Genomic DNA, 17,186 nt, shown 5'->3' with positions numbered 1-17,186 from the left:
ATGCTTGAGGAGGTATGCCGTATGGGTTCAATCGTTCTCGTGGTGGATGATGAAACGAATATTATTGATGTGTGCACCGTCTATTTACAGCGAGAAGGGTACCAGGTTATTTCGGCGGTGAGTGGCGACGAAGCCATCCGCTTATGGCGGCTGCACAGCCCGCAGCTGATTGTTCTTGACCTCATGATGCCGGGCAAAAACGGCTGGCAAGTGTGCGAAGAAATTCGCAACGAGCAGGACGTGCCCATCATCATGTTGACGGCTCTAGGCGATGAAATGGATCGCCTCATGGGGTTAACGATGGGCGCAGACGACTACTTGACGAAGCCATTCTCGCCGCGGGAGCTGGTGCTGCGAGTGAAAGCGATTTTGCGGAGGCAGCAGCGCGGACAAGCGGAAGCTGCTAACGGTGCAGGCGCTGTGCCATCTGCGCATATCATGAAGTTTCCGGAGCTAGAGCTTAATGTGCTGCACCGGAGTGTTCGGGTGAAAGGGAAGGAAATCGAGCTGACCGTGAAGGAATTTGAACTGCTGCACCTGTTTGCTGGGCATCCGGAGCAAGTATTTTCACGCAATCAGCTGCTAAGCAAAGTGTGGGATATCGACTATTATGGCGATACAACAACGGTCACTGTCCACATTCGCAGGTTGAGGGAGAAGATCGAGCCCAATCCCTCCCAACCGCGATATATTAAGACTGTATGGGGTATTGGCTATAAATTTGAGGGTAGGGAGCCATCATGAAGCTTCGTATTTATTTGCTCATTGCGAGTGGGGTGAGTACGAGTATTATTTTGCTCACCTTGTTTATATGCTATCGATATATGTTATTGAACTGGAAGGACGTCGTCCTGTTGACGACGGTAACTCTTGGAGCAGCGAGTGTATCGATGCTCATACATTACTTCATGACGCGCCCCCTCGAGAAAGCCATTCATGCGATTACGGAGGAAACGACGCATATTTCGGAAGGGCATTTTGAGGGACAAGTGCCTAAGATTGGACCTGCTGAATTTCAAAAACTGGCAGAACAATTCAATCGAATGACGGGCAACTTGAATGAAAGCTTTCAGAAATTGCGAACCGCTGAGGCATCCCGTAAAGAACTCGTAGCGAATGTTTCACACGATTTGAGGACCCCAATGGCTTCGATTCAAGCATTCGTTGAAGCTTTGCAGGACGATGTCATTCAAGATAAAGAAACGTTTGCGCGGTATCTACAAACCATCCGGCTTGAAACAGGACGATTAGACGGACTAATTCAAGAATTATTTAAGCTATCGCAGTTGGATGCTGGAGGAACTGAATTTGTTCCTGAACGGTACCATGTCGATCATTTGCTGCTAGACGGCTTGCAAAGCTTGGCTTTTCAGTTGGAGGAAAAAAAGCTGCAAGTCGATGTCGACTTGCCTGATCGATTGCCACCGGTGGCCATTATGCCCCAGGAAATGAAGCGGGTCCTTTCTAACATTTTGGATAACGCAATTCGGCATTCTCCTGTTGGTGGGACGATTGAAATTAAAGTTGAACAGATCTCAGCGCAGTATGTGCAGCTTGATATTCAGGATCATGGTCAAGGGATCGACAAAGAGGATAGCAATAAGATTTTCGATCGCTTCTATCGTGCAGATCCGTCAAGAACTCGAGCAAGCGGAGGCGCAGGTCTTGGACTTGCGATCGCCAAATCGATTGTTCACCTGCATGGAGGAACGATTGGCGTTGATAGCCATACGGGTGATAAAGGGAATGGCAGCCGATTCTGGTTTACTTTGCCGATTTATTAGTGGGGTAAGAGACTGAAAAGAGGCAGCGAGAGATTATTGCCGGAAGTTGCAAGGAGTGCGAGTAGATTGCAAGTAAACCACTAGTAGGCCAGAAGTAGGCCGTAAGTAGATCAAAAGTAGATCAAAAGTAGATCAAAGTGATCAAAGTAAATCGAAAGTAGATCAAAAGTAGATCAAAAGTAGATCAAAAGTAGACCGCAAATAGACTGCAAGGGAAACACATATAGACCATATAGACCGCATATAGACTGTAATTGAAACGCATATGGACCGCAAGAGGGATTGTCCCTTCTTGTGGTTTTTTTTGCGCGGGTAGGTTTTCTTTTGGTTCTAGGCGAAGGGGTAGGTGGGGCAGATTAGGATGGCTGGTATGATTGTTTTTTTTCGTTTGTAAGCGGGGGAATTGTTGTACAACGTACAATAATTCCCTAGGTTTCTGCCTTTCTAGTCAGAGATGTTGGAGGTTGTACAACAATTTAAGCTTAATTCACTCTAACTGGCCACTTTGGCGCAAAATTGTTGTATTTTATGCAACATTTGCAGAGATAAGGCTAAATTTGATTGACTATTGTTGTATTTAATACAAGTTTGCTTGCTATCCTGGGTACCGTTTGTGGGGGAATATGAGAGATTGTTTATCATCGTGACTTAGGTCACCATCGGGTTATGACCTTGCTCATTAGGGGCTGTATTGTTTCTGGGGAATATAGTGACCGCTGCTTTTTGGAAGGTTCGTGCTCATTATGGAAAGCAGGATCTTATGACCATTCATTTGACGGTTAAAAATATTATGTTAGCAGACTATGTGTTCACTGTGCCTGGAATTCTGCTGCTTCTGATTCCGGGGCATATGATGGCCTTTCAATTAGGTTATTCTCTTTTAGAATGGAATTGGGTGACGGCATCATTAATTTTATTCTCGCTTTCTGGGTTGTTATGGTTGGCCATTTTACTGCCTCTGCAGAGAAGAATGATCCGCTATAGTGAAGAATCACTGCGATTAGGGGAGCAAACGGCAGCGTATCGGCAGGTATCAAGGAAATGGGATATTTATGGGACAATAGGTACAATTTTACCTCTGATTTCGCTAATTTTAATGATTTGGAAGCCTGGCATGTAATGGTGCTGGTTTTTTTTGTTAGTCTCTTGTAAGTATTTCGTGAGGTAGTCTAATACGTAAAAAGCCCCCATCGCCACGACGTAAGTGGAGTTTGGGGGTTTCTTTAGGTTGATAGCCATGCGAATATTAGCGAATTTGTAAGCCTTTTTTAATATTTATACGTTATGATAAGAATAACGGAAAGATCGTAAATGAATGAAGGTGGTGACGGTATGGATTCAAAAAGAGGGTGGCTGAAGCAATCTTTTGGGAAGCGATTGAATGCTATTCATAGCTGGAATGCGTGGATTTTGCTGCTGCTAACTGTGACGGGCATTGTGCTGAGTATAGGTGCGATTAGGGGAGATCTGGGGAGCTTTCGTGTGACGATCAAGCAGCTTCACATTTACTTGGGTGTTGCATCGATTCTGCTCATCGCGCTTTACGCTCCGATGATTCGTAAGCATTGGCACCAGATTCGCGCGCGCCGCAATCAACGCGCGAATCTGGTGTTCGTCCTTGCTCTCCTGATCGGCTGGGCCGGATCAGGGGTGATCTTGTGGCAGTTCCGCAATCTGCCACCGGCTTTGAACAACTCGGCACTCTTCGTGCATGACCTGCTCACCTGGGTCGGAGTGCCGTATGCCGTGTACCACGCCATCTCGCGCAGCAGATGGCTCAAGCGCCAGCAGCGGCTTGAACAAGCCGCTGCCACGGCAAGACCGCCGGCATCCGCGCAGGCGGTCTCAGACCCAGCCGCCGCCAGTGCTATCGCAGCGGCGCCGAACCAGGCCCCCGTGGCGACAGAGGACGCCACGGCAAGGCGCACAGCAGCGCAGGCGGTCATCGCCGCGCTGAAGGAGTCGCCGATCACACGCGCTTCGTTCCTGCGGATAGCCGCAGGACTGCTGCTCGTGATCGCGATCGGTCCCGCCTTTTATCGCTGGATAAAAGGTGCGTTCGACACCGGCGGCTCTACGACCGCCGAATATATCGCAACCGACGGCAACCGGATGCTTCCGCCGCCGGCGCCACTGCCGGACTCCGCCGCCGTCGTGGGCGGAGGAGCGCAAGGGAATTTCCGTATTTACACCGTTACGGAAATTCCGGCTTTTTCCTCGGATACGTGGAAATTCGCGATATCCGGTTTGGTCGATAACCCCAGTGCATGGAACTGGGAAGAGTTCTTGAAGCTGAAGCGGACTGTGCAGGTTAGTGATTTTCACTGTGTGACCGGCTGGTCTGTTTACAAATGTACATGGGAGGGCATCCCGCTTAAGCAATTATTAGCTGCTGCTGGTGTTCAAGCCAAAGGAAAATATGTGAAATTTTATTCAGGAGATAAAGTGTATACAGATGCATTGTCCTTGAGCCAGGCAAACGGGGATGATATTATGGTCGCTGTGCTCATGGATGGTAAGCCCATACCGCAAAAATTAGGAGGCCCAGTCCGACTAATCGTTCCGCAAATGTATGCCTACAAATCCGTCAAATGGCTCCAAGGCATCGAGCTCATCGAGAAGGAGCATATGGGCTACTGGGAAGTAAGAGGCTACGATAACGATGCATGGGTAGATAGATCCAAAGCGTGATTTACTTTTACTCAAGTAAGCTGGTAACTGACTTTCCAAGAGGCTTTTGGTATAGTTAATACTAAGAAACTTGCTCGGAAATGAGGGACATTGCGATGGAAATCGTATCATTGAACGTTGGTTTACCACAAACAATCATGTATCAAGGGAAAGAGCTGGTTACGGGTATTTATAAATATCCGGTCAGCTCATCTTTGCATGTATCGAAGACACAGTTGGATGGAGATGGGCAAGCGGATTTAACGGTGCATGGAGGAGCTGACAAAGCGCTATGTGTGTACCCTGAGGAGCATTACGCACACTGGGAGCAAGTACTAGGTCAGAAGATGGCAGCAGGAACGTTTGGTGAGAATCTAACGGTGCGCGGTTTGCTCGAATATCAGGTTTGTATTGGTAACACCTACGCTATTGGTGACGTAATCGTTCAGGTTTCACAGCCTCGTCAACCTTGTCATAAACTAGCGAAACGTTTGGATTGGGTGGATGCAACCCTCCAAGTACAGGAAACCGGCTATACTGGCTATTATTTGAGGGTGCTTACAGAAGGCGTGATCTCTAAGAGCTCACAAGTGAGACTTATCGCCGAAGATGAAGCGGGTATAACTGTCGCCTATGCCAACCAAATCAAGTATCACGAAAAAACGAATATAGAGGCTGCTAAGCGCATTGCAGAGATACAAGCGTTATCGGCAAGTTGGAAACAATCCTTCCTAAAAAGGTTGGCGGAGCTTGGAGCATGATCACAGGTGTTATTCTTGCCGGGGGTCTCAATCGCCGTATGGGAGGAAGGTTAAAAGCACTTCTTCCCGTGCAAGGGCAGCTCTTGCTTCTTAGGCAGTTGAAGGAAATGTCGAGCATCTGTAAGCAAGTCATTGTCGTAACCAATGAACCTGAGGTATTGCTGCCTCACTTGTCTTCGGTTTCCGATATAGTCGTGCATTGTATCACGGACCATTATGTACAAAAAGGGCCCTTAAGCGGCATTCATGCCGCCTCCCTGGTTGCATCAGAGCAGTATCTATGGATTGTGGGCTGTGATATGCCTTTTATTTCTGCCGAAGCCGCAAAGGTAATGGCCATTTTATGCCAAAAAGCAAATTTGGATGCAGTTATCCCTGTGTTGGACGGTCGCGTTCATCCTCTTCATGGCATTTATTCAAGATTGGTTGGTTCCGAAGCCGAGGTGTTATTGGAGCAAGAGCAGTTTCGTTTAATGGGGCTGCTGGATCATATTGACTGGAAGCCTGTAGAGAATGATTTTTTTGAAGGGCAAAGTATCCCTACCCATTTCGCAACAAATGTGAATACTCCGGAAGAGTATGAGCAAATGTTAGCTAATCTGCCATAGAAGTTGTTTTTCCAGATAGTTCTCGCAAGGGAATCTAGGATTTTGTTATTATTTATGCCATAATGTACATAGAGAGAAGGTGAACTCCTATGCCGAAGCTGCTTATGGATCGATTCGGACGGATGCACGATTACTTGCGAATTTCTGTTACAGATCGTTGTAATCTGCGCTGTGTGTACTGTATGCCTGAAGAAGGAATGGAATTTGAACCGGATGAAAAGCTGTTAACTTTCGAGGAAATTACTGAAGTTGTCCGTGTGCTGGCAGGACTTGGTGTTCGTAAGTTGAGATTAACCGGCGGAGAGCCCCTTGTGCGCAAAAACTTGGAGCAGTTGATCGGTATGCTTTCTCAAATTCCCGGAATTGAAGATATTGCTCTGACTACGAATGGGATATACTTTGCATCGAGAGCTGAAAAGCTTCGTGCAGCTGGGTTAACCCGTGTTAATATTAGTTTGGATTCTTTGAAAGCGGATCGGTTCTCTTTGATAACCAGAGGCGGGGATATTCGTCGTGTTCTGGCTAGCATTGAAGAAGCTTACCGGGTGGGCATCACCCCGATTAAGCTCAATGTGGTCTTGATGAAAGGCATTAACGATGACGAAATTGAAGACTTTTTGCAAATGACGATTGACCGTCCTATTCAGGTTCGGTTCATCGAATACATGCCAATCGGTCACCAAGACGAGGATTGGAAAAGCCGCTATTTATCCCTGACCACGGTCTTAGATCGCTGTAAAGCCAAGGGGTGGAATGCTTCTGCCTCGGACGCGGTTTATGGAAATGGTCCCTCTCAGAACTTTCGAATTGACGGAGCTTTAGGCTCATTTGGGCTCATACACCCGATTAGTGATCATTTCTGTGAGACCTGCAATCGTCTGCGATTAACAGCGGATGGCAATGTGAAGCCATGTCTATATTGGTCAGATGAATTTAATGTGCGAAAATATATCGGGGATGACGCTGCGATGGAAGATTTGTTCTTCCGCGCTTTGGATATCAAACCACAAAATCATGAGATGGCCCAGGCATTGATGAATGAAGAGCAGTCTCATACACCAACACTTCGCCGGATGTCGCAGATTGGCGGTTAACCTTAGGAGGAACAGACGCTAGTGAGCAGCGATACTAAGCTAAAGTTTGGGCGAAAAGTAATTTCGGTTGAGGAAGCCCGAAGCCTACTTTTCGAATATGTTAAACACACACCAATAGAGTCTGTTCCGCTATCTTCCGCTTTCGGTAGAAGGCTGGCCGTGGACATAGTTGCCGATCATCCGGTACCCCATTTTCGCAGATCAGGCGTTGACGGGTATGCGCTATGTTCAAAGGATATTGAGCAGGCCACACCAGAAGCTCCAGTTGTATTACGTGTTATAGAACGAATTCCTAGCGGAACGGTTCCTCAGCTTACCATCCAATCTGGTATGGCTGCTCGTATTATGACGGGAGCTCCAGTTCCTGATGGCGCGGATGCTGTCGTTATGCTGGAGATGACGGATTCCCTCCAAGATGCGGGAACGAGCACCTACAATGTGAGCATCAAAAAAAATATACCCGCAGCAAGCAATATAACCCCAATAGCCGGTGAAATCGGTTTAGGGGATATATTGCTTAAGCAAGGTACACAGATTGGGCCTGGCGAAGCGGCGATATTAGCCACTTTCGGCTACTCGTATGTATCCGTTTATCGGCAACCAAGAGTCGCCATATTCTCAACAGGCTCTGAGTTGCTGAATGTGGCAGAACCGCTGCAGCCTGGGCGAATTCGCAACAGTAACAGCTACATGCTGGCGGCGCAGGTGGAAGCTGCTGGGGGATCTGCGGTTATCATGCAGGTGCTTTCGGATGATGTGGCAGAGGTGGAGGCGGCGCTGCAAGAAACTTTCTCCAAAGTCGACTTAGTCCTCACATCCGGCGGTGTTTCTGTTGGCGATTACGACGTTCTTGTTGATGTCTTTGAACGATTTGAGGGCAAGCTGCTGTTCAACAAAGTGGCCATGCGGCCAGGTACACCAACCAGTGCTGCCTTATGGAACAATCGGTTGCTGTTAGCTTTGTCCGGTAATCCGGGCGCATCATTCGTTGGGTTTGAGCTGTTTGCCAAACCGCTGATTAAAGCGATGGCAGGGTGTCACTCACCTTATCCAGTAGCGATCACGGCTCAGTTGGATGTCGATTATGATAAAGGCTCCGCTTACCCGCGTTATGTCAGAGGAACGACAAATGTGGTCAACGGCTGTTTGAAGGTTAAGCCATCAGGTATTGATAAGTCCAGTATTATGGTTTCTATCAAAGATGCGGATTGTTTGATTTACTTACCTGCCGGGGGTAAGGGGTTCATAAGAGACGAACGCGTAATTATTTATCCTATACAATAAAGATGGCCTACCTATCGCTGAACTTCCGTTAAGAAGTCATTGATGGTAGGCCATTCTATACGAGATCAATGTGTGAGACTTTTCACTCTATTAGAAGAACGTGGCAAGAATGATAACAAGCAGAACGTACAGGACAAGAACAACGCCTACTGAATTTCCGTATCCTGGAGTTCCACAACCAGCTGCATATGACATAGTATCCCCTCCGGTATATATTTTTTGTAGGATGTATCCCTATACAGCATATGACCGGGGGGCATTCGTTGATTGGACATTTGCCCTACTCTTCATTAATGCGAGTGAGGACCCATCGCCACTGCTTTGGTTAATGTGATAGACCAGTCAGCATCATGAGGCTTATCAAGTGTGGTTAATTAAGGGGAAAGAAACCCCTGTGAATGCTGGCACTTTCATGACACATAACGGTACAGGCGGGTTATATTACATATTCAATCTGAATAATTATGACACGATTGCCATTACGTTAGAGCCCGATGCTCATGGTGTCATGCCCAGAGGAAAGCCAGTTCTAGCAGCCGCTTTGGTGAAAAGCTGATCTATTCTAAATGAGGTGAATTGAGATGAATGAAATTCGTACATTACGAAAAGAGGAGCTTCTAGAGAGCTTTTCTCTATCTGAGTTTGCGTTTCAATATGAGCTTACCGCAGAGGAAAAGGCAGAGCGGATAAGCTCTACAGATCCTAATCAAGTGTGGGGCTATTTCGTTGACGGCAATATGGCTGCAAAGCTTACCGTACTTAACTTCCGGACTTGGTTAAACGGGAAGAGCTTCGCGATGGGCGGTATTGCGGGCGTAGCAACATGGCCAGAGTACCGACGCAATGGGATGGTGGGACAGCTTCTGGTTCAAGCGCTTAAAGCGATGAAAGAGCAGGGTCAAACGATTTCCTTTCTAGCGCCGTTTAAGTTTGAATTTTATCGTAAATATGGCTGGGAAACATACGTGGATTATTTGAAATATGAAATTCCTGTAGATAAGCTTCCCAAGTTTCAAGCCGCAGAGGGCAGTTCGATTTTACGTGTAGTCAAAAGCGGTGAGATTCTGAATCAAATCTACGCTAAGTTTGCAAAAGCATACAATGGCATGATGGAGCGGGATGCGGACTGGTGGAATAATCGTTATTTGAAATTTAAAAAGGGTACAGCTGCCGTCTACACGAACGCCCAAGGGGAACAGCGGGGCTATGTATTTTACCAGGTAAAGGACACAGTGGCGACCATCCATGAGTTGGTTTTTCTTGACGAGGAAGCAAGACGCGGCTTATGGAAATTCATTGCTGATCATGACTCGATGATAACCAAAGTGGAAGTGAATGCACCTGTAGATGACCAACTTCCGTTTCTGGTGCACGATCCAAAGTTCAAACAAGAGAAGATTACTTATTTCTCGGCGAGAATTGTGGATGTAGAAGCTTTTCTGACAGAGTATGTATATGAAGCTCGTGATGGAGCAGAACCCATATATTTACGTGTTTCAGACACGCATGCGGATTGGAACCAAGGCTTCTATCGGTTACAGTTTACCGACAATGGGGAGACGGCCCTCGTAGCGAAGTTATCTGAAGATGAAATACCAGCTGAGGAACAACTACTTAGCTGTAACATTCAGACGTTGACGGCTTTGCTCATGGGTTATCAGAAAGCAGGATTCATGGCCCGAATTGAGCGTCTTCAAGGCTCTGATGAACTTGTTAGCCGGCTGGAAACTGCTATTCCGCGGCGGACAACCTATTTAGCGGATTTCTTTTAAAAGTAATATAAGGAACAACGCTAGTTCCAGATAACTTGGGATAAAATGCAAGCCACCTTCTCATACTAACAATGAGACAATGGAGGTGAATGCTATGCCCAAAAATGACGCCGATCCCAAGTATGACCGCGAAGATAACCGAGCAGATAAGAAAAAGAATCAGCAGAATAACGCTAATTTCACCGAAGAGGCGCAAACGCTATCGAGCAACAATGCCGCTGATTATGTCCCAAGTTTAAATGGTATCCCCAAAAATCAAGTTTAAGTAACTGCAGGCTGCTCTTCTCGTCACTATATGATGGGAGAGCAGCTTTTCTGGTTTTACCACCTGAAATAAAAAAAGCTGATTTCTTGAGATCATAATCTCAGAAACCAAGCTTTTTTTTGATATCAGCCGTTTTAATTGGATAGTTTGTACACTTTAATGGTTTGGATACCAAACTTCTTTAAGGATTGCTTGGATCCTGGGATAAAGATATCAAGACGTTTGCCTTTGATTGCACCGCCTGTATCTGTTGCGTAAGCATACATGCCGCCTGCAGGTAGGCCATTGAAATTATAACCTTCTATATAGAGCTTAGTTCCTAGAGGAATCACGTTCGGATCTACAGCAACGGTTCCAATACCTAATGGATTACCCATATAATCAAAAGCTCCGTAGCCTCCATTCTCAGATGGATCTGCTGAATAGGCAGTGGATTGAAACAATTCATAATCTGGCGCATGCTGATTGCCATCTTTACTTAGAATAGCTAATTTGCTGCTTGCATCCCACTGAACGGGAATATCTGATGCTCTGCTTAGAAAACGAAGAGGCACGTATACGCGTCCATTTTGGAATTCCGCATGTGTATCCATCTCGACACGGTTGCTATCGATTTCAGCTTCTTTTTGTCCCGATACTAAGGTGATCGAATGTTTGTTGTTAATTAGCGTGACCTTGATCTCATCGCCTTCTTTTTGCCACTTCACGTCATAACCAAGCTTCTCCGTTACGAAACGAATCGGCACTTGGGTGGCATGATTGTCATCCAGAAAAGGCTGAGCATCCGGAAATTGAATCAGTTCGTCATTGACTTGCACTTTCACATCCATTTCAGCGGCATGCGCCGTAAATGGCGAAAGAAAGCCTCCTGCCAACACCGTTAAAGACACAGCAAGGCTAGTTAACCCTTTAGTAATTGTATGCAATTGGTAATCCTCCTTCATAAGCCTTCGAGGTTAGTTGACGGGTTCGGGAAGAAGGTTCTCCCTAGTCTGCTCCGATGAAGAGCAAATATTCACCCCATGTAAATCGTCCCCCGTACCGGCACTTTGTCTGTGCACCGGACTCGGCTTCAAATAGTTTAGCATCCGAGGCTTGACGGGGCAACGGCCAAAATATGGATGAAGGTCTTAGAGGGTACTGGACTTAGGTCTAGGTACAAAAACAGTCGCGAGTCCGTTTTGACATATCGCTGTTTCAGGTACGATAGAAGCATGAAGAACACGTGAAGGGCGGTAAGCAGAATGAGTATGGATCGATCGAAAGGGCTGGCACTGGTTTTAATCACGGCAGGTTTACTTATTTGTTTACATCAGATGGGTGGTCATATTCATTTAATGGGGTTGTTATTCCCGGCAGCTATGCTTGGATTAGGCTATGTAGGTATTAAGAACGGAAAGAAAATTGGATGGTTTATCGCCGGCTTGGGCGGCTTGATACTGATCATTAAACTATCGGGCTTCATCGCGATTGCGTTCGCAGCATGTTTAGTGGCGTATGGTATTCATTTATTGAAGAAACGAAATGAATTTTAAATCTTAAGAGTATGGGGTGTAACTTCATGAATATATTGAATCGGATTGGCAAAATGGCTGAGGCTGCTTGGCAAGAAACGGCCGGCAAGCTTGATCACCATGAACGGGGGAACAGTGTGATAGAGAAGCTGGAACAGCGCTATCAGGAGGCGCTGAAGCGAACCATTGAGCTGCGAAGCCACTGTGTGAACGCAGAGGAGATGGCGCAGCTGCGCGGCGAGCAAGCCGAGCTGGCGATGCGCGCCGGCGATGAAGAGCTCGCGCGGCTAGCGCTGCAAGAAAAGCAGCGCGAGGAAGCCGCTTGCGAGCACTACCGCGCGCAGTACGCAAGCAGCCAGGACGTGTGCCTGGCGCTCGCGGATGAACTGCGCGGGCTGCGTGCGGGGCACGCAGCCGAGGGGGCTCAGGTGCAGCCGCCGAGCAGCGGGCTGCATGAGAAAGAGGCTCGCGATACTTGGCGCGAGCTGGAAGTGACCGGCCGCGAGCTCGGCCGGGAAGCGCTGCAGGGGCTCCGCGAAGCGGGCCGCCTGTCGCAAGAGACGCTGAAGGAAGCCGGCGGCAACCTTCAGCAGGAACTGCGCACGCTGCGCGGCAAGTTCCAGCAGGAGTGGCAGCAGCATCGCAGCGATGACAACGACCCGCGCGACAAGAAATAGCCGCGTGTATCCCTCTAGCGCCTAATAAGTAGGCGCAGATGGGCCATTGACCTCCATGATTCATGCGGAAGCCTTGCCGCGCAAGGATTTGCATCTTGGAGGTCGTCCATTCTTATGGTATGCTAGGAATCTATATGAAGTCATTTAAAAGTCAGCCAGAGGAGGTGCAGCGATGGGAGAAGAAACTAAAAGCAACCGTAACCGCAATACAGCACTAGTGCTGATTGGAGCCGGTCTTTTTTTGCTTCTAGATCATACGATAGGCTTTTTCCCCATTCTTGCCATTATCCTCATCTTGCTAGGCATTCATCGGGTCCGTTCACGCAAAGAGCGCAAAGGTTATGTGCTGATCGGTATAGGGGCAGTGATTTTATTCGGTGATCACATTACCATCGTCTTCTCTATTGTTTTAATTTCGCTAGGTTTGTTTTTCATACGATCTAAGCAAGTACACAAAGACGACACGTATATGCAAAAGCAGAAATTGGTGGATAGCGTCCGTTTAGGACGTGAGCCTTGGATTTTACGTAACAGTTCAACTTGGTACATTATCGGAGAAACCTACATTGATCTCTCACTTGCGATTTTGGAGCAAAAGGAAACCACTGTCATCCTGCAAGGCGTTGTAGGAGATGTAGATATAAAAGTGCCGGATGATATCGGTATCGCTGTCACAGCTTCCATTTCTTTCGGGCAGATTCAAGTTGCGAATGAGCGTGAGTCAGGGGTTATGAACAAGCTGGTCTGGCAGTCCCCTAACTATGAACTTTGCGATCACCGCGTGAAACTTGTGCTTTCTTACATCGTAGGAGATATCAAGATCAAAGTATTGTGAGAATGTGCGCTTAGGCACGCGTAAAGATCTCGAGGAGGTTCATCACCAATTGGACGGCTATAAACGACGATTAACGAATATGATATGGCGCAGCATGAGTGAATCGATCATCTTTAGTTTCGTTGTGTTTGGCGCGATCATTTATTTTTTGAATTCACGCAATCTGATTGTGCCATTTACGAGCTGGCAAGAGGGCGTTAAGTTTACATTCATAACGATATTGGTTATAGGCGGAATGGGCGCTGTGTATGGCTTCTGGAATAGCAACCGAATTACTCGGAGGCTTGAGCCGATGATGGAAACGATGATTTTGTTGGAAAAAGGGACGTTTGCCCGCGGCGGTTTCCAACACGGTGAAGATGAAATCGGGCGTCTAGGTGATCAGTTAGGCCGTATTATGAAGCGATGGGAAGAGCAGGTTACTTCCCTGCAACGCTTATCTAATGATAATGCGGAGCTTGCGGAGAAAGCAAAGCTGTCTGCCGTGATTGAAGAAAGACAACGATTGGCACGGGAGCTTCATGATGCGGTGAGCCAGCAACTATTCGCGATATCGATGACGGCAACGGCAGTAGGGCGGACCTTGGATAAAGATTTCGAGAAGGCTAAACGACAAATTCATCTCATTGAAGAGATGGCTTCTGTTGCCCAATCGGAAATGAGAGCCTTGCTTCTGCATTTAAGACCTATTCATCTGGAAGGGAAACGACTGTCCGAAGGACTTGTCGAGCTTCTGAAGGAGCTTGCGGCTAAAGTGCCCATGGCGATTACTTGGGATATGGACGAGGATATCCGCTTGAATAAGGGGATTGAGGACCATTTGTTCCGTATTGTCCAGGAGGCGCTTTCTAATGCTCTGCGTCATTCTAAGGCGAACAAGCTGGAAGTGAAGCTGCTGCATCGCCCAGACGGTGTTCGACTTGCGATACGCGATGATGGGGTCGGATTTGAATTAGATGCTAAGAAGCTTACATCGTACGGTATAGTGTCCATGAAGGAGCGGGTTAATGAAATCGGCGGCTCTGTGGATATCATTACCGCGCCTGATCGAGGTACGCGTATTGAAATTCGTGTGCCGATACTAGCTACTGAATATGCGGTTGAAAGTTAATCCATTACCATAGATAACAAGGCAGAAATAGTTTTCTATCGAGAGGAGAAACAAATGGACGATGCGTTGATTAAGGTTTTGCTTGTCGATGACCACGAAATGGTCAGGATCGGACTCGCAGCCGTACTAGGGACAGAGGATGGTATTGAAGTGGTCGGGGAAGCCAGCAATGGTCATGATGGGATTCGGCTAGCGCAGGAATATCGACCTGATGTCGTACTCATGGATTTGGTTATGGAAGGCATGGACGGTATCGAAACGACAAGGAAGCTGCTGCAACTTTACCCGGATTGCAAAGTCATTGTGTTGACGAGCTTCTTAGATGATGAGAAAATGTATCCAGTGATTGAAGCTGGGGCTTTCAGCTATTTGCTCAAAACGTCACGTGCCTCCGAGATCGCTCAAGCAATTAGAGCGGCGGCTAAAGGGCAGTCCATTCTGGAGTCTCAGGTTGCCTCCAAGATCATGAATCGCTTTCGTCAGCCTAAGCCGGCAGCAGAGCCACATGAAGAGTTAACCGATCGTGAAATGGAAGTGCTTCGCTTGATTGCTAAAGGTAAATCCAATCAAGAGCTTGCGGATGATTTGTTTATTGGTGTGAAGACGGTAAAGTTTCACGTTACCAATGTTCTGGCCAAGCTAGGTGTAGAAGATCGAACACAAGCCGCCATCTATGCTTTTAAACATGGTTTGGCTGAATAGCATTTAGTCATAAGGGAGCGATACGAATGAATCTATTAAAGCAAATTTGGAGCTGGTTTGGTTCCATTGCCATTTCGTTTGTTTTAGTCATATTTCTTGGAGTTTTTGTGTTCCAATCCACGAAGGTTATGGGACATTCCATGGATCCGACGCTGCATGACAGTCAACGCGTTTATGTATCAAAGCTTTCTCATACGTTTAATTATGAACCGAAATACGAGGATATTGTCATTATTGACTCCAGAGTCGATCTTAAGAGAACATTCAAGAATGACCTGTTAGACAGCCCTTTGCTCAGTTTATTTACCAAAGGTGATGATAAACATGTCTGGATCAAACGGGTGATTGGTAAGCCGGGAGATCAATTGGAGCTTAAGGATGACAAGATGTACCGCAATGGTGTGCTTCTTGACGAGCCTTACATTAATGAGGCAATGAGAGCGAACGGAAACAAGAAATGGACGGTGCCTGCCGATCATATTTTCGTGATGGGAGATAACCGTAATAACAGTATGGATAGCAGAGTAATCGGATTCATCCCTTTAGATCATGTATTAGGTAAGAAGCTATTCTAAAGAAAGCGACCCTCTGGGTGAGCATGCATGTGCATGAGCTCATTCGAGGGTCGTTTTTATGTGTGTAAGAAGGAGTAGCCGGTTTGAGATGTCGATTTCTGAGCCTGAGATTGGCGCTAAAAAAATGACCCGAGCATCAGCCGGATCATTTTCATAAGATCTATAAAATTTTGAATTCTCGCTCACATCTCAACATCAAGCAGCAGTCCACTCATCGGAACCGGCAAATAAGCTTGCAGCTGGGATCGATATTGGCCGTATGGCTTAAGCTGTGAACGTGAGATTTGGAACAATGACTCCGAAGGCAATTGCTGCAATTGTCCAATCGAATTCGAGAGTGTGGCGGCGAAGTTTGTAATGCTGCCAAGACTTTTTAACGTAGAGCTAAAATGGTTCTTAATCTGATCTTGAAGTTCGTCTTCTTGGAGTTCTAAGCTTCCGTTATCCAGCTTCGTTATCCCAATTTCTTTCAGAGAATAGGGCTTAGCGGCTTGCTCTAGTCCTATGAGAAGTGAGCGATTCAAATACTCGGGAGAATCCCGCAAACTGTCCTGAAATTCATTATATGTATGTACGAATTGACGTATAGGTTCAATGATGGAATCGCTATCGGCTTCTGACGAAAGAGGTGTTGCCTTGTAGGCAATAGCAGGAAGTCGAGACTCCACCAAGGATTGTGCCGATTGTTTAACGTTCTGTGCGGATTGAACAAATTCGGCTACGCCTTTCGCGGCAGACTGAGCGTGTTGTTTGTAGGCTAATTCTGCAAAGGGCATGTCGAGAGGACGTCGAATGGTACTTGATTTACCGCCGGCAATACCGCTTACCGCGCTTACCCGGTAGTAGTCTTTATGAGTTTGATAGCTGTTCAAAGCCATGATTGGGGGATACGCATAAATCATGGAGATCACCTCATTTTCGCTTAATTATAGTATAGCATTCGTAGGGACTGGGGTAAATTGGTACTTGCTTGGTTAGAACAATAAAAAAGCTGCCTATTCAAGCAGAGTCATTTGCGGTCCTGCCAACATAAGATAGCATTATTGCTTCTTGTGGAGGCGGTGCCAAGTGATACGCAAACGATTGGCTTCCATTGACGATCGAGCTATTCATCGATTAGTCGTTGAACAGTTAGTACCCTTTTCTAGATTGTATGACACAGGTAGTTCCGTAACATTTTCAGAAATACGGAAGAGACTGAATCAGAATAAAACGTTTGTTACTGCCAAAGGGTTAAAACAGCCGTTCGGATTCATCACAATGATTCGCAAATCGCGTGTGCTGTTCATTGATATGTTAGCCATCGATTCTCGTGAGCAAGGGAGAGGTTGGGGGCATGAACTTATGAAGGTCGCTGAGGAGTACGGGAAAAGTGAACGCTGTTTGACGGCTGAACTTTTTGTTGATGAAAGCAACCCTAAGGCGATTCAATTTTACTTACGCAAAGGTTACGAAATTCATTCGTTTATTCCCGAGCTAAGCTGCTATAAAATGAGTAAGAAATTGAGAAGATAAGACAAAGGGCTGTAGATGA

At 46.7% G+C, this 17,186-nt stretch carries 21 protein-coding genes and 1 riboswitch; of the genes, 18 read left to right on the top strand and 3 right to left on the bottom strand.

Annotated elements, in window-relative coordinates; all coding sequences use genetic code 11:
* Positions 1-21: 21 nt before the first annotated feature.
* The 8 genes from QFZ77_RS35250 (at position 22) to QFZ77_RS35215 (ending at position 8,201) form a co-directional block, all read left to right on the top strand.
* Positions 22-744, top strand: coding sequence for a response regulator transcription factor (locus QFZ77_RS35250; protein WP_307447936.1), 723 nt, complete (start codon positions 22-24; stop codon positions 742-744).
* Positions 741-1,784, top strand: coding sequence for a HAMP domain-containing sensor histidine kinase (locus QFZ77_RS35245; RefSeq protein ID WP_307447934.1), 1,044 nt, complete (start codon positions 741-743; stop codon positions 1,782-1,784). The genes QFZ77_RS35250 and QFZ77_RS35245 overlap by 4 nt, the downstream gene beginning before the upstream one ends.
* Positions 1,785-2,475: 691 nt before the next feature.
* Positions 2,476-2,904, top strand: a complete 429-nt coding sequence (locus QFZ77_RS35240) for a DUF2269 family protein (protein WP_307447932.1) — start codon at positions 2,476-2,478, stop codon at positions 2,902-2,904.
* A gap of 212 nt (positions 2,905-3,116) precedes the next feature.
* A complete protein-coding gene (locus QFZ77_RS35235) occupies positions 3,117-4,475 on the top strand; it encodes a molybdopterin-dependent oxidoreductase (protein ID WP_307447929.1) in 1,359 nt (452 codons plus the stop codon).
* Positions 4,476-4,555: 80 nt separating this feature from the next.
* On the top strand, positions 4,556-5,215 hold the full coding sequence (locus QFZ77_RS35230; RefSeq protein ID WP_307447925.1) for an MOSC domain-containing protein: 660 nt from the start codon (positions 4,556-4,558) through the stop codon (positions 5,213-5,215).
* Positions 5,212-5,823 (top strand): molybdenum cofactor guanylyltransferase, encoded by a 612-nt coding sequence (gene mobA, locus QFZ77_RS35225; protein ID WP_307447922.1) that lies wholly within the window; start codon positions 5,212-5,214, stop codon positions 5,821-5,823. Before QFZ77_RS35230 ends, mobA begins: the two co-directional genes overlap by 4 nt.
* Before the next feature lie 89 nt (positions 5,824-5,912).
* A complete protein-coding gene (moaA, locus tag QFZ77_RS35220) occupies positions 5,913-6,917 on the top strand; it encodes a GTP 3',8-cyclase MoaA (protein ID WP_307447919.1) in 1,005 nt (334 codons plus the stop codon).
* 21 nt (positions 6,918-6,938) lie between these two features.
* Complete coding sequence (locus QFZ77_RS35215; protein ID WP_307447916.1) at positions 6,939-8,201, top strand: molybdopterin molybdotransferase MoeA; 1,263 nt, start codon at positions 6,939-6,941, stop codon at positions 8,199-8,201.
* 90 nt (positions 8,202-8,291) lie between these two features.
* Here the strand turns inward: QFZ77_RS35215 and QFZ77_RS35210 are convergent, their stop codons facing one another.
* On the bottom strand, positions 8,292-8,396 hold the full coding sequence (locus QFZ77_RS35210; RefSeq protein ID WP_307447913.1) for a YjcZ family sporulation protein: 105 nt from the start codon (positions 8,394-8,396) through the stop codon (positions 8,292-8,294).
* A gap of 169 nt (positions 8,397-8,565) precedes the next feature.
* On the opposite strand from QFZ77_RS35210, the gene QFZ77_RS35205 reads away from it, so the two are divergent.
* The 3 genes from QFZ77_RS35205 to QFZ77_RS35195 all read left to right on the top strand — a co-directional run bounded on the left by QFZ77_RS35205 (position 8,566) and on the right by QFZ77_RS35195 (position 10,238).
* Positions 8,566-8,757, top strand: a complete 192-nt coding sequence (locus QFZ77_RS35205) for an anti-sigma factor (protein WP_373462700.1) — start codon at positions 8,566-8,568, stop codon at positions 8,755-8,757.
* A gap of 25 nt (positions 8,758-8,782) precedes the next feature.
* Positions 8,783-9,973: a GNAT family N-acetyltransferase gene (locus tag QFZ77_RS35200; protein WP_307447910.1), complete on the top strand. Its 1,191-nt coding sequence runs from the start codon at positions 8,783-8,785 to the stop codon at positions 9,971-9,973.
* Positions 9,974-10,067: 94 nt separating this feature from the next.
* The gene (locus tag QFZ77_RS35195) at positions 10,068-10,238 is read left to right on the top strand and encodes a hypothetical protein (protein WP_307447907.1); all 171 of its coding nucleotides are present in this window, start codon (positions 10,068-10,070) and stop codon (positions 10,236-10,238) included.
* Positions 10,239-10,372: 134 nt separating this feature from the next.
* Here QFZ77_RS35195 and QFZ77_RS35190 read toward each other — a convergent pair whose 3' ends face one another.
* Positions 10,373-11,164, bottom strand: a complete 792-nt coding sequence (locus QFZ77_RS35190; RefSeq protein ID WP_307447904.1) for a stalk domain-containing protein — start codon at positions 11,162-11,164, stop codon at positions 10,373-10,375.
* 4 nt (positions 11,165-11,168) lie between these two features.
* A riboswitch (cyclic di-AMP (ydaO/yuaA leader) is annotated at positions 11,169-11,320 on the bottom strand.
* Between the two features lie 162 nt (positions 11,321-11,482).
* Here QFZ77_RS35190 and QFZ77_RS35185 point away from each other — a divergent pair.
* From QFZ77_RS35185 to lepB, 6 genes are all read left to right on the top strand, one after another.
* Entirely contained in the window at positions 11,483-11,773 is a 291-nt protein-coding gene (locus tag QFZ77_RS35185; RefSeq protein ID WP_307447901.1) for a hypothetical protein, read from the top strand.
* A gap of 26 nt (positions 11,774-11,799) precedes the next feature.
* The gene (locus QFZ77_RS35180; RefSeq protein ID WP_307447898.1) at positions 11,800-12,429 is read left to right on the top strand and encodes a PspA/IM30 family protein; all 630 of its coding nucleotides are present in this window, start codon (positions 11,800-11,802) and stop codon (positions 12,427-12,429) included.
* 172 nt (positions 12,430-12,601) lie between these two features.
* Complete coding sequence (liaF, locus tag QFZ77_RS35175; RefSeq protein WP_307447895.1) at positions 12,602-13,264, top strand: cell wall-active antibiotics response protein LiaF; 663 nt, start codon at positions 12,602-12,604, stop codon at positions 13,262-13,264.
* Positions 13,265-13,313: 49 nt separating this feature from the next.
* On the top strand, positions 13,314-14,375 hold the full coding sequence (locus tag QFZ77_RS35170) for a sensor histidine kinase (protein ID WP_307447892.1): 1,062 nt from the start codon (positions 13,314-13,316) through the stop codon (positions 14,373-14,375).
* A 54-nt stretch (positions 14,376-14,429) separates the two neighbouring features.
* Positions 14,430-15,077: a response regulator gene (locus QFZ77_RS35165; RefSeq protein WP_047679491.1), complete on the top strand. Its 648-nt coding sequence runs from the start codon at positions 14,430-14,432 to the stop codon at positions 15,075-15,077.
* A 26-nt stretch (positions 15,078-15,103) separates the two neighbouring features.
* Positions 15,104-15,652, top strand: a complete 549-nt coding sequence (gene lepB, locus QFZ77_RS35160; RefSeq protein WP_307447888.1) for a signal peptidase I — start codon at positions 15,104-15,106, stop codon at positions 15,650-15,652.
* Between the two features lie 182 nt (positions 15,653-15,834).
* Here lepB and QFZ77_RS35155 read toward each other — a convergent pair whose 3' ends face one another.
* Positions 15,835-16,554 carry a hypothetical protein gene (locus QFZ77_RS35155; protein WP_307447885.1) on the bottom strand — a complete coding sequence of 240 codons (720 nt, stop codon included), beginning with the start codon at positions 16,552-16,554 and terminating at the stop codon, positions 15,835-15,837.
* A 166-nt stretch (positions 16,555-16,720) separates the two neighbouring features.
* On the opposite strand from QFZ77_RS35155, the gene QFZ77_RS35150 reads away from it, so the two are divergent.
* Positions 16,721-17,167, top strand: a complete 447-nt coding sequence (locus tag QFZ77_RS35150; RefSeq protein ID WP_307447883.1) for a GNAT family N-acetyltransferase — start codon at positions 16,721-16,723, stop codon at positions 17,165-17,167.
* Positions 17,168-17,186: the final 19 nt, after the last annotated feature.

Source organism: Paenibacillus sp. V4I3 (assembly GCF_030817215.1).
Classification (GTDB): Bacteria; Bacillota; Bacilli; order Paenibacillales; family NBRC-103111; genus Paenibacillus_E.
Note: the sequence above shows the minus strand (reverse complement) of the source record. Positions and strands in the feature narration are given on the sequence as shown.